Raw genomic sequence first — 12,216 nt, forward strand, 5'->3', positions numbered from 1 at the left:
ATGAGAAGACTCTTTGGAACCGACGGCATCCGCGGTGAAGCCAACCTCTATCCGATGACCACCGAAATCGCCATGCAGGTAGGCCGGGGGATCGCCTTTCTGGTCAAACGCCAGCGCCGCCGCCACCGGATCGTGATCGGCAAGGACACCCGGCTCTCCGGTTACATGATCGAAAACGCCTTGGCCGCCGGAATCTGCTCCATGGGGGTGGACATTCTGCTGGTCGGCCCCCTGCCCACCCCCGGCATCGCCTTTATCACCACCAGCATGCGGGCCGATGCCGGCCTGGTGATCTCCGCCTCCCACAACCCTTTTCAGGATAACGGGATCAAAATTTTTGCCCATGACGGCTTCAAGCTGCCCGATGCCGAGGAGCTGGCCATCGAAGAGCTGATCTTCTCCCAGAAGATGGCAACCCTGCGCCCCACCGCCGACGAGATCGGCCGGGCCTCCCGGATCGAGGACGCCCGGGGCCGCTACATCGTTTTCCTGAAGAACACCTTCCCCGCCCAGTACACCCTGGATGATTTTCATATTGTCCTGGATTGCGCCCACGGCGCCACCTACGGAGTAGCCCCCGCCGTTTTCACCGAGCTGGGGGCCAGGGTAACCTGCCTGGGGATTGAGCCGGACGGCACCAACATCAACCGGGAGTGCGGAGCCCTCTGCCCGGAACTGATGGCGAGCAAGGTCCGGGAGCTGGGCGCCGATATCGGCATCGCCCTGGATGGCGACGGTGACCGGCTGATCGTGGCCGATGAAAATGGGGAGGTTCTCAACGGGGATCAGGTGATGGCGATCTGCGCCGCCGACCTGATGGCCCGTAAGAAGTTGCGCAAAAAAACCCTGGTCGCCACGGTGATGAGCAACCTGGGCCTCGAGCTGTTCATGCGCCAGCTGGGGGGCCGCCTGGAGCGCACCCAGGTGGGTGACCGTTATGTGGTGGAACGGATGCGGGCCAAGGGCTACAATTTCGGGGGCGAGCAGTCCGGCCATCTGATCTTCCTCGACCACAACACCACCGGTGACGGGATTCTGGCCGCTCTGCGCCTGTTGGTGGTTATGATCAAGGAGAACCGCAAGCTCTCGGAACTGGCCGGAAGAATGACCGTCCTCCCCCAGGTGTTGAAAAATGTCCGCCTGGAGCGCAAGGTGGCGGTCAGCGCCATCCCCGGCCTCAAGCAACAGGTCGCCCAGATGGAAGCGGCCCTGGGCGCCGACGGCCGCATCCTGATCCGAGCCTCGGGCACCGAACCCCTGATCCGGGTGATGGTTGAAGGGAGCGATCGCCAGCGCATCGACGCCATGGCCGACGAACTTTGCGCCCATATCCATGAAAGAGCGGCTCGATAAACTGCTGGTGGCCCGGGGGCTGGCGCCGAGCCGCCCACGAGCCCAGGCGATCATCGCCGCCGGTCTGGTGCGCTCGGGGGACAAGGTGCTGGACAAGGCGGGCATGGCGGTGGCAAGCGACGCCCCCCTGGTGATCAAAGAGAACCCCTGCCCCTTTGTCAGCCGGGGCGGACTCAAGCTGGCCGGCGCCTTGGACCATTTCGCCATCGATCCCGCCGGGCTGATCTGCCTTGATATCGGGGCCTCCACCGGCGGCTTCACCGATTGTCTGCTGCAACGGGGGGCCGCCCGGGTTTACGCGGTGGATGTGGGCTACGGCCAACTGGCCTGGAAGCTGCGACAGGACCCCAGGGTGGTGGTGATGGAACGCACCAATGCTCGCCACCTCACCCCCGGCGATCTGCCGGAACCGATGGACCTGACGGTCCTGGACGCCTCCTTCATCTCGCTTAAGCTGTTGCTGCCTCCACTCTTGGCCCTGCTGCGGCCGAGTGCCGGGATCATCGCTCTGATCAAACCGCAATTCGAGGTGGGCAAGGGCCGGGTGGGCAAGGGGGGGGTGGTAAGGGATCAGGAGCTCCACCAGGAGGTTGTTGCCGCGCTCAGGGAGTTTGCCCAAGGATTAAAGCTGAACTGGGTGGGGGTGGTTCCATCCCCCATTCTGGGCCCCAAGGGCAACCGGGAATTCCTCGCTTATCTCACCTTCAGCGACGAACTTTCGGGTCATCGGTAAAGGAGGCGAAAGATGGAACAGGCGTCCGGCGCTCAGCGCAGCAACACCCGCCTGCACGAGCACCTTGCCCGACTGGCGGAGATCGGCATCGCCCTCTCCTCCGAAAAGAACCTGCCGGTTCTGCTGGAAAAGATCGTCGACGAGGCGCGCAGTCTGGCCGGAGCCGACGCCGGCACCCTTTATCTGACTGATGGGGAGCGGGACCAGCTGGAATTCGCCATCATCCAGAACCAGACCATGAAGATCCGGATGGGAGGGGCCGCCGGCCCCATCACCTGGCCACCGATCCCTCTGCATCTCGACGGGGCACCCAACCACGCCAACGTCTCCTCCTCCGTGGCCATGACCGGCAAGATTGTCAATATTCCCGACGTTTACCAGGCGGAAGGTTACGATTTCTCCGGCACCAAACAGTTCGATGCGGGCACCGGCTACCGCTCCCAGTCGATGCTGGTCATCCCCATGCGCAACAAGGAGCGGGAGGTGATCGGAGTTTTGCAGCTGATCAACGCCCTCAGCCCGGAGAGCGGTCGACCGATTCCATTCCCGGCCGAAAACGTCGACCTGGTGGCCTCGCTGGCCTCCCAGGCGGCGGTGGCCATCACCAATGTTCGCCTCTACCGTGACCTGGAACTGCTTTTCGACGCCTTTATCCAGGCCATCGCCACCGCCATCGATGAAAAGTCACCCTATACCGCCGGTCATATCCGGCGGGTACAGCAACTGACCATGGCCACCGCCAGGGCGATTAACCAGGAGAATACGGGCCCCCTTGCCGGGTTCAGGCTCAACGAGGACCAGATGCGGGAGTTAAGCCTGGCCGGCTGGCTGCATGATATCGGCAAGATCGTCACCCCCGAGCATGTGATGGACAAGTCCAGCAAACTGGAGACCATTTTTGACCGCATCCAGCTGGTTGAAGCCCGCTACGAGGTGCTGAAACGGGATCAACGAATCCGCCAACTGGAGGCCCAACTGGCCGGCCGGCAATCCACCGTTGCCACCGCCCCCCCTCCCTCACCCCAGGCCGACGGCAGCGCCGAACAGCTTGAAGAGGAGAAACAGTTTGTCAGTCACTGCAACCTGCCGGGTGAATACCTGGGCGATGAGCAGATTGCCCGCCTGAAAAAAATCGCCGCCCGGTCGTGGCACAACAACGGCAGTCCCGAGCCCCTGCTCAAAGAGGATGAGCTGAACAATCTTCTGGTCCGCAAGGGTAATCTGACCTCCGCGGAACGCCAGACCATCGAAAATCACGCCATGGTCACCTATAAGATGCTCAAACAGTTACCCTTTCCCAAAAAGCTGCGGCATGTGGCGGAATACGCCGCCGCCCACCATGAAAAGCTTGACGGCAGCGGCTACCCCTTTAGACTCAAGGCCCGGGATATCCCGCCCCAGGCCAGAATAATCGCCATCGCCGACATCTTCGAGGCCCTTACCTCCCGTGACCGGCCCTACAAAAAAGCGATGCCGGTGAGCCGGGCCCTCAGGATCATGACGGCCATGAAAAATGAGGGACACATCGACCCGGATATCTTTGATTTATTTGTGAAACACAAAGTTTACCAGGAATATGCCCGCCGGGAGCTGGATCCGTCCCAGTGGGACTGTTGACCAAGTTTACCGACCCGGCCGCGCTCTTGCGGTTGACTTACCTTTGGCTTGGTGCTAACTTATCGGTTTTACAAGACGCTTTATCTAAACAGGAGCATCCCCATGAGCCTTCCCAACACTCTTTTCCCCTTTCGTCGCGGAATTATGGCCATCATGGCCATCACCTTGCTCTTCGCCCTGCCCGGTGCGGCAGCGGCTGAGTATGTCAGTATCCAGCGGGAGAAGGTCAATATCCGCTCCGGCCCCAGTACCGACCACGAGATCCTCTGGGAGATTTTCCGCGGCTTCCCCCTCCAGGTCACGGAGCGGCGGGGTGAATGGGCCCGGGTGGTTGACTTCGAAGGTGATCGGGGCTGGATCTTCACCCCACTGCTCAGCAATGACAAAAGAGTGATTGTCCGGGTCAACACCGCCAACATGCGAACCGGCCCCGGCACCAACTACGAAGTGATGGCCACGGTCCGTTACGGGGTGATCTTCGAGCCCGTTGAACGGCGGCGCGACTGGATCAAGGTGAAACATGCCGATGGCACCACCGGCTGGATCAGCGAACAACTACTCTGGCCGGCCGACATCATCTGATCTCCACTGTTAATGCAGAGGTAAACAATATGAGCGCGGCCACCGACATCTATCCCCACTGGCCAATTCTTCTGGTCGACGACGAAGAGCATACCCTGGCCAGTTTTGATATCGCCCTGAAGAGCCACGGCCTTACCAACACCATCCGTTGCCCCGACGGACGCCGGGTCCGGGAGATCGTTGCCGGCCAGGAGATCGAGATTATCCTGCTTGATCTGATCATGCCCCAGGTCTCCGGCCAGGAGATCCTGGCCTGGCTCAACGAACACCATCCCGAAATCCCGGTAATCGTGGTCACCGGCGTCAACGAGGTGGAAACGGCGGTCAACTGCATGCTGCAGGGAGCCTTCGACTACATCGTCAAGCCGGTGAGTGTCGAACGATTACTGCCCAGTGTCAACCGGGCCCTGGAAGTTCGCCGCCTGCGTCGGGAAAACAGCCGCCTGGCCGATCGCTTCTTTCGCCCCGAGCTGCGCCACCCCGAGATCTTCGCCCCCATCATCACCCAACATCCCAAGATGCAGAAGATCTTCCAGTACTGCGAGGCGGTGGCCGAAAGTCGCCAGCCGATACTGATCACCGGGGAGGCCGGAGTCGGCAAAGAGGAGGTGGCCAAAGCCCTGCACCGCCTGAGCCGGCGCAAGGGCCGGATGCTGACGGCCAAGGTGGCCGACCTCGACGAGCAACTTTTCGCCGACACCCTCTTCGGCCACGTCAAGGGCGCCTTTCCCGGAGCCGACAAGGCCCGCCCGGGCCTGGTGGAAAAAGCCAAAGGCGGCACCCTTTTCATTGATGAAATCGGGGATCTCAGTCCCGAATCCCAACTTAAACTCCTGCGGCTGGTGGAGAATGGTGAATATTGTCCGCTGGGTTCCGAGCAGGTCAAGGGTTCCGATACCAGGATTCTGGTGGCCAGCCAAAAGGATGTCGATGCCTTGGGGGAGGAGGGGGGAATACGCCGGGATCTCTACCACCGGCTGCGCGCCCACCATGTTCACCTGCCGCCGCTGCGGGAGCGCGCCGACGACATCCCCCTGCTGCTGGACCATTTTCTGGGGGAGGCCGCCAAGGAGTTGCGCAAGAAAAAGCCGGTTTATCACCAGGAGATCATCCCGCTGCTGAAAAACTACTATTTTCCAGGCAACGTCAAGGAACTTCGGGAGATGGCCTTTGATGCCATGAGTGGCCACCGGGCCCGCCTGCTCAAAACCGAAACCTTCATCAAGGCGGTCAAGGGGCGCCTCACCTCCCCGGGGCTGGGCGGCCAGGGCGTTCCTTCAGCCACCCTGGACAGCGAGTGGATCCAGAAGCTGGATCGTCTGCCCACCCTGAAGGCGGCGGCCCTGATTCTGGTCCAGGAGGCCCTGCGCCGCTCGGGGAACAACCAGCGGGTCGCCGCCAGCCTCTTGGGTATAACTCCCCAGGCCCTCAACCAGCGCCTGAAACGCCTCTAGCCGAACCCGCCACCGGATTATGACCCCCCACCAGCCCCCAGACCAGCAGCCACCGCCGGGGCGTCCCTCCAAGGCCGCCCCCAAGCGCGGCCAGCTCCTGGTGGTGGATGATGAACCCTTCGTCCTCCAGCTCATCTCCATCCAGGCCAAAAAATTGCGTTACCAGGTCTGCACCGCCACCAGCGGTCGCGAAGCCCTGGAGATCATCAACGGCACCGGAGCAACCCCCGGTCGCCGTTTCGACCTGCTGCTCACCGATATTCTGATGCCGGGAATGGATGGATTGACCTTCATGGCCGAGGCCCGTCGGCGCCAGCCCGACCTGGAAGTGATCGTAATCTCCGGCCAGCACGAGATCAAAACGGCGGTGGAGGCGATGCGCCTGGGGGCCTCCAACTACCTGCAGAAACCGTTCTCCCGACAAGAGCTGGAGATCGCTCTCGACAAGGGGATGGAGCAGGTCCGCCTGCAGCGCGAGTTGCGGGAGAGCCAGGAAAAGCTGGCCAGCTCAACCAGGAAGCTGGATGAATACCGGCGCCACCTTGAACAGCTGGTGGAGGAACGCACCGCGGAGCTGGCCGCCGCCAACCGCAAGCTCCGGGCGGATATCAGGGCCCGGAAATTGGCGGAGAAGGAGGCCGAAGAGCGGCGGCGGCAACTGATCGAAGCGGACAAGATGGCTTCGTTGGGCATTCTGGTGGCCGGAGTGGCCCACGAAATCAACAACCCCAACAACTTCATCGCCATGAACGCCCCGATCCTCCGCAGGATCTGGTTAGACATCAAGCCAATACTGCAAGATTACCGTCGAACCCATGGCGAGTTTCAGATGAGTGGTCTCCCCTACTCCAAAATGGCGGAACATGTCCCGGAGCTGCTGGAGGGGATCGCCAGCGGCGCCGAGCGTATCACCAAGATCGTCAGGAATCTCAACGATTACGCCCGCCAAAGCGCCGCCAACATGAATCAACTCTTCGATCTAAATCAGGTGGTGCAGGCGGCCCTGACCCTGCTGGCCTCTCCCCTGAAGCAGGCGACCCACCACTTGGAAGTTGATCTGGCTGAAAGTCTGCCCCCGGTCCGGGGCAACTTCCAGCGGGCCGAACAGGTGGCAGTCAATCTGCTGCAGAATGCCTGCCAGGCCCTGGCTGCGCCCACCGCCGCCATCCAGGTACAAACCACCAACGAAGATGGGCTGATTATTCTCCAGGTCCGCGACCAGGGTCGGGGCATTCCGACCCGGGATCTCAAGCGGATCCAGGATCCTTTCTTCACCACCAGGCGGGACAGTGGCGGGACCGGGCTGGGGCTGTCGATCTCCGCCGGCATCATGGAGGAACATGGCGGCCGGCTGGTTTTTTCCTCCCAACCAGGTCAGGGCACCACCGCCCGGGCCCTCTTTCCCGCCGCCTCCTAACGGGGATCCGGCTTAACCCGGTACCACCGCGACTTCCTCATCATGCCTTGAGCACCTCCGGGTCGAGGTGGCCCTGCTTCATCCGCAACATCCGGGACGCCGTTTTGGCCAGGGCCCGGTTGTGGGTGATCAGGATCATGGTAACCCGTTCCTCCCGGTTGATTCGGCTCAACAGGGCCATGATCTCGGCTTCGGTCTGCTCATCCAGATCACCGGTGGGTTCATCGGCCAACAGCAGTTCCGGCTGGTTCATCAAGGCCCGAGCAATGGCCACCCGCCGTTGCTGGCCGCCGGAAAGCTGCCAGGGATAGGCATTGACCCGATCGCCGATCCCCACCAGATCCAGAAGGTGATCGGCCCGCTCCTGCTCCCGCCGGGAACGGTTCTCCCCGAACAGGGCCGCCAGCATCACGTTTTCCCGGGCGGTGAGAACGGGCAACAGGCTGGCGAACTGAAAGATAAAGCCGACCCGGCGGTTGCGGTAGGCCGAAAGCCCGCCATCATCCAGGGCGCTGATATCGTGGCCACCGAAGAGGACTTGTCCGGAGCTGGGCCGCAGGATTCCGCCGATCACCGACACCAGGGTGCTCTTGCCGGAACCGGAGTGGCCGACAACGGAGAGAAACTCACCGCGCTCCACCCGCAGCGAAACCTGATTCAGGGCCGGAATGGCGGTTTGGTCCACCCGATAGATCTTACTGACCGCGACCAATTCAAGCTGGCTCACTCTTCAAACCTCCTTTATCGCCAGCAACGGCTCAATCTTTTTGATCCGATTGACGGGAATCAGCGCCCCGGCCAGACAGACTCCCCCGCCGACCAGCAAGCCACCCAACCCAATCAGCAGTTGCTGACCAGGTTCGAGCCCGGCGGAGATTGAGCGCATCAGCTCAAAATCGGCCGCCAGGCGCACCGCCAGCCAGGTTCCGCCCAGCACTCCCAGCAGGCTGCCCACCGCCCCCAGCAAGCCGATCTCCAGGAAAAACAGTTTGGCCACCTGCGCCTGGCGGGCGCCGATGGCCCGCATGATCCCGATCTCCCGGGCCCGTTCACCGGCCATGGCGGTGAAGATCGACCAGACCAGAAAAATGGTGAGCATTGAAGAGAGGGAGATGGTCACCAGAAAGATCCGATTGATATCGGCCAGGGTATTGAGCCAGCGCACCCCCATGCTGCTGCGGGTGACCACATCGACATTGTAGATCTGCCCCTCGATTACCCGCCCCATGTAATCAGGGTCCAGACCCTCCTCCAACCGGATGAAGATCACCGATATCTGCCCCTGAGCCAAAGGGGAATAGCCGCCATCGATGATCTTTTGCAAACTATCCACGGTCATGAAGAGGGCATTGTCCAGCCCGGTGCCGGTGGCCTCCAGCTCTCCGACAATGGTGAAGCGCTGATTGAAGAGGGTGGCTTCCACATTGAGCAACCCCAGGCCGAGGTTCTCGGCGGTGCCAGCGCCGGCGATGGCCTCGCCGGGGAGCAGCTCCCGGCCGATCGCCCGGTTGAGCCAGGGTTTGACGATAAAATCGGTGGCCGGATCAAAGGCCACGATACCGGTGGGGATCACGTCGCAGCAGAGGCCGTCGATGGAGGAGATATAGGTCTGATGGGTGACATCCCGGACGCCCTCGATCCCCTTAACCTCTGCGAGGAGTTCACTGGGCATATAAAAGGAGCGGTTCCGCGCCTCAAGCAGAAACTCCTGGGCCTCGGTCCGGGCCCCCACCGGGACCGCGATGATATCGGCGCCCAACCGCTGGGAAACCCGGTCGATGGTGGAGGTGATGCTGATACTGAAAGAGGCGGCGAAAACCAGCAGGGCGACGAAAAGAGCAATGGCGCAAACCAGGACCAGGGTGCGCACCGGTTTGCGCCGCAAATTTTTCAGCGCCACGGATAAAAAACTGATCTGCATCAAGAGCGCCGTTTTATTGCCAGTTGGCATCGATTCCGCAAAGAATGGCGCTGCCGGACTTGCCCATCATCTTATGACAGGCCAGACAGACCGAAGTTACTTCACCCACCATTTTTTTGGCCTGAACATCGTAGAGGGCCAGGCTGCCGTCGGTGACATCGCCCTCGTCGGCGGCGGAAAAGACCTTGTTCCGCACCGCGAAAATCCCGTACTTGCCATCGGGGGTCGGCATGAAGTCATGGGCTTCGCCGGGCAGCGGGGTGGCGACCTGAACCACCTTCAGGGTCCTGGCGTCAATGATGTAGCCCCGATCACCACCGGACTGAAAGAGATATTTGCCATCCTGGGTAAAGTACTGGCGGAAGGTGATGGTGCCGCCGGAGGCATCCCGGGGCTTGCCGGTGATGGTCGCCTCCGCCACCTTCTTGATCTTACCCTGCTCCAGAGCTTTCATCTCCAGCAGGATCAACTGGTTGTTGCCGGTGAACTTGGTGTGCCCCTCGGGGGTCAGATTGAGGGTGAGCAGGAAGTGCTTCATGTCCGGGGTATTGGTGCCGTGGGCAAAGGTGTACTCGCCGGGCTTGTAGCCCAGATCATCAAAAAAGACCCGGTGCTTATGGGCAAGGTCCCTCTTGGCAAAAACATCGATATAACCCTCGTCCCCCATATAGACCGGCATAAAATAATCGCTGGACTGGCCGGACCCGCAGTAGTTGGCCCCGGTCCAGGTGGCCCGTTGATCCGGAGGCAGGGCCACGTCGATCAACACCTTGCCGGTGGTCAGATCGGTTTTGCCCACGTGGAGATTGCCGTCGCCGTCGGGCCGGTAGGTTGACCAGAACATAACGTTGCGGTCATTGACATCGATGCGGGCATCATGGGTGGGGTGGGTCTTGCCGGTACCGATGGTGACCATGCCAAGCATCCCATTAAGGGCGATGGGCTGCCGACCGTTATTGGGATCGATGGTTACATTGGCCTCGGCAAAATGGCCGCCCATCCCGGCCACGTAAATCTTGGCCTGGTAAGTCTGTTTAGCGGCCACCGCCTGGGCGGTTTCCGAGTCCACCGTGGTGAATGTCAGATATCCGCCAACCAGCATCGTCAGAGCCGCCGCCGTCGCCATTACCTTTTTCATCTTTACCCTCCGCGCTTTTACGGTGAATGTTACCGGTCAAAGCAGACCGGCTCGGAACCAGGTGCGACATTTTGTCACACGTTGTAGCATAATGCCTTTATCGGTGAGCCATCGCAAGCAGAAATTTCCTGTTCGGCAAAAAAACACCCAGTGGCAGTAGTCGGGCCCGAGGCCAAAGGAAAAACGGTTGACCACAAAGCCGGAACAAACTAGATAAATAGCACCAATCACCACCGGGGAGCCGAGAAGGGAACTCCAATCGATACACAACCAAAGGGAAGAAAATAAGATGGTCACCATCGCCACCCCGGGTCCGGAAGGCTCGCACGCCTGGCAGGCCGCAAGGCAATATGCCCCCCAGGCTCAAATACTGGCCCTGCCCGACAACGCCGCCGTTTTTGCCGCTCTCGCCCAGGGGAGGGCTGACCACGCCCTGCTCCCCGCCTACAATACCCGCGAAGGGCGCAAACGGGATTTCTGCCATCTGTTGGCCGAAAACCCCAACCATTACTGGATCGACAATGTCGTTGTCCCGGTACACCTTTCACTGGGAGCCTTGGACGGCGAAACCCCGCTGACCACCCTGATCGGGCGCCCGCCCCTGCTCCAACAGTGCGAGGAGTATATCACCCACCATTTTCCCACCGCCGATCTGCTGGCGGTCCACGACCTGGAGGCGGCGATGGCCAGACTCAAGGCCGGGGGGCGGAGCGATTGCGGAGTGATCGAAGCGGAACCTGCCCTCCTCGCCGGCGGTCTTCTCCTGCGGGAAAGGGAGATAACCCCATACAACCGTACCCGTTTCGCCCTGCTGGGGAAAAAGTTGCCTCCCATCAGCGGCTACGATGCCACCGCCGCAATCACCACCCCGCTCAAGGACCGGGTGGGCCTGCTCCACGACATGCTGGGGGAGTTTGCCCGCCGGGGCATCAACCTGCTGGATATGGACTCGGAAACCGACCCCAGGAGCCAGGAGCTGCGCTTCTATATCGAGATGGAGGGACACATCGAAGATCCCGGCATCCAAGAGGCCCTGCGCCTGATCGCCGACGAAGTGATCAGGGAAACCGGCAGCATCAGGGTGCTGGGCAGCTACCCCCGGGTGGACATGCGCACCAAACGGATCAAGAAATGCGGTTTTATCGGCAGCGGCGAGATGAGCCAGTGGTTTGCCCGCCGCCTGGAGGGGGAGGGTTACCAGGTGCTGCTCACCGGCCGGAACAGCGAACTGCGCCCCGAGGAGATGATTCCCCAGGTGGAGCTGGTGGCGATCTGTGTGCCGATCAGCGCCACTGCGGCCACGGTGCGGGAGTATGGCCCCCTGTTGAGCGAAAAACAGGCCCTGATCCTGCTGGCCGGCGAAGCCGAGGAGAGCGTGGCCGCCGCCCTGGAAGCCACCGCCCCCGGGGTGGAGGTGATGCTGGTCCACAACCTCTGGGGCCCCAAGGCCGCCACCATGAAGGACAAAAACGTCTCTTTGGTCCGCACCCAGCGCAGCGGCGTACTTTGCCGGGAGTTCGAGGCGTTTTTGTACAAGCACGGCGCGACCATTTCCCTGGATTCCGGCCCTGATCACAACCTGCTGATGGGGGTTGGCCAGAAACTGCCCAGCGCCAGCGCCATCGCCTTGGCCATGACCCTGCGCCAGCATGCCCTGCCCTCCCAGGAAATTGAGCGCCACTCCACCCTGACCTCGGCCTACTCCATGCTGGCCATGGCCCGGGTCCATTTTCAGAATCCGCGCACCTACGCCGAAATTCTGGCCTGCCCAGGCCAGGGCCGCCGGATTCCCCGGGATTTCGCGACCAACCTTCAGACCGTGCTGGAGTTGGCCGAAGGGGGAGATATCGGCGCCCTTTGCCAACTGGTTGAACAGAACCGGGCCTTCCTGGGGGAGGATTTCCTCCGCCCCACCATGAAAGTGGCCCTGGAAGTGGACAACCTGCTGGGCAAGACGCGCAACTGAAGGTCAAACTTTTTTTTGGAACCTTTCCGACCTGC

The 12,216-nt window shown here is 61.5% G+C and carries 10 protein-coding genes; 7 read left to right on the top strand and 3 right to left on the bottom strand.

What is annotated here, in order from left to right:
- The 6 genes from glmM to ACHHRT_RS00705 all read left to right on the top strand — a co-directional run bounded on the left by glmM (position 1) and on the right by ACHHRT_RS00705 (position 7,156).
- Positions 1-1,353, top strand: coding sequence for a phosphoglucosamine mutase (glmM, locus tag ACHHRT_RS00680; protein WP_395496737.1), 1,353 nt, complete (start codon positions 1-3; stop codon positions 1,351-1,353).
- Positions 1,334-2,086 carry a TlyA family RNA methyltransferase gene (locus ACHHRT_RS00685; protein WP_395496738.1) on the top strand — a complete coding sequence of 251 codons (753 nt, stop codon included), beginning with the start codon at positions 1,334-1,336 and terminating at the stop codon, positions 2,084-2,086. Before glmM ends, ACHHRT_RS00685 begins: the two co-directional genes overlap by 20 nt.
- Before the next feature lie 12 nt (positions 2,087-2,098).
- On the top strand, positions 2,099-3,703 hold the full coding sequence (locus ACHHRT_RS00690; protein WP_395496739.1) for an HD domain-containing phosphohydrolase: 1,605 nt from the start codon (positions 2,099-2,101) through the stop codon (positions 3,701-3,703).
- Between the two features lie 102 nt (positions 3,704-3,805).
- Entirely contained in the window at positions 3,806-4,285 is a 480-nt protein-coding gene (locus ACHHRT_RS00695; protein ID WP_395496740.1) for an SH3 domain-containing protein, read from the top strand.
- Between the two features lie 29 nt (positions 4,286-4,314).
- On the top strand, positions 4,315-5,739 hold the full coding sequence (locus ACHHRT_RS00700; RefSeq protein WP_395496741.1) for a sigma-54-dependent transcriptional regulator: 1,425 nt from the start codon (positions 4,315-4,317) through the stop codon (positions 5,737-5,739).
- A 19-nt stretch (positions 5,740-5,758) separates the two neighbouring features.
- Positions 5,759-7,156 (top strand): response regulator, encoded by a 1,398-nt coding sequence (locus ACHHRT_RS00705; protein WP_395496742.1) that lies wholly within the window; start codon positions 5,759-5,761, stop codon positions 7,154-7,156.
- 40 nt (positions 7,157-7,196) lie between these two features.
- Here ACHHRT_RS00705 and ACHHRT_RS00710 read toward each other — a convergent pair whose 3' ends face one another.
- From ACHHRT_RS00710 to ACHHRT_RS00720, 3 genes are read right to left on the bottom strand one after another with little or no spacing between them, the layout of a single operon-like run.
- Positions 7,197-7,883 (bottom strand): ABC transporter ATP-binding protein, encoded by a 687-nt coding sequence (locus ACHHRT_RS00710; RefSeq protein WP_395496743.1) that lies wholly within the window; start codon positions 7,881-7,883, stop codon positions 7,197-7,199.
- Positions 7,884-7,886: 3 nt separating this feature from the next.
- Positions 7,887-9,077: an ABC transporter permease gene (locus ACHHRT_RS00715; protein WP_395496744.1), complete on the bottom strand. Its 1,191-nt coding sequence runs from the start codon at positions 9,075-9,077 to the stop codon at positions 7,887-7,889.
- Positions 9,078-9,090: 13 nt separating this feature from the next.
- The gene (locus ACHHRT_RS00720) at positions 9,091-10,215 is read right to left on the bottom strand and encodes a hypothetical protein (RefSeq protein ID WP_395496745.1); all 1,125 of its coding nucleotides are present in this window, start codon (positions 10,213-10,215) and stop codon (positions 9,091-9,093) included.
- A gap of 289 nt (positions 10,216-10,504) precedes the next feature.
- On the opposite strand from ACHHRT_RS00720, the gene ACHHRT_RS00725 reads away from it, so the two are divergent.
- Positions 10,505-12,181, top strand: coding sequence for a prephenate dehydratase domain-containing protein (locus ACHHRT_RS00725; RefSeq protein ID WP_395496746.1), 1,677 nt, complete (start codon positions 10,505-10,507; stop codon positions 12,179-12,181).
- Positions 12,182-12,216: the final 35 nt, after the last annotated feature.

The organism is Desulfurivibrio modestus (assembly GCF_044068625.1).
In the GTDB taxonomy this organism is placed as follows: domain Bacteria; phylum Desulfobacterota; class Desulfobulbia; order Desulfobulbales; family Desulfurivibrionaceae; genus Desulfurivibrio.

Bases quoted from the DNA above. Each gene is read 5' to 3' on its own strand.
- glmM (WP_395496737.1), top strand. From the start codon at position 1: ATGAGAAGACTCTTTGGAACCGACGGCATCCGCGGTGAAGCCAACCTC.
- ACHHRT_RS00685 (WP_395496738.1), top strand. From the start codon at position 1,334: ATGAAAGAGCGGCTCGATAAACTGCTGGTGGCCCGGGGGCTGGCGCCG.
- ACHHRT_RS00690 (WP_395496739.1), top strand. From the start codon at position 2,099: ATGGAACAGGCGTCCGGCGCTCAGCGCAGCAACACCCGCCTGCACGAG.
- ACHHRT_RS00695 (WP_395496740.1), top strand. From the start codon at position 3,806: ATGAGCCTTCCCAACACTCTTTTCCCCTTTCGTCGCGGAATTATGGCC.
- ACHHRT_RS00700 (WP_395496741.1), top strand. From the start codon at position 4,315: ATGAGCGCGGCCACCGACATCTATCCCCACTGGCCAATTCTTCTGGTC.
- ACHHRT_RS00705 (WP_395496742.1), top strand. From the start codon at position 5,759: ATGACCCCCCACCAGCCCCCAGACCAGCAGCCACCGCCGGGGCGTCCC.
- ACHHRT_RS00715 (WP_395496744.1), bottom strand. From the start codon at position 9,077: ATGCAGATCAGTTTTTTATCCGTGGCGCTGAAAAATTTGCGGCGCAAA.
- ACHHRT_RS00720 (WP_395496745.1), bottom strand. From the start codon at position 10,215: ATGAAAAAGGTAATGGCGACGGCGGCGGCTCTGACGATGCTGGTTGGC.
- ACHHRT_RS00725 (WP_395496746.1), top strand. From the start codon at position 10,505: ATGGTCACCATCGCCACCCCGGGTCCGGAAGGCTCGCACGCCTGGCAG.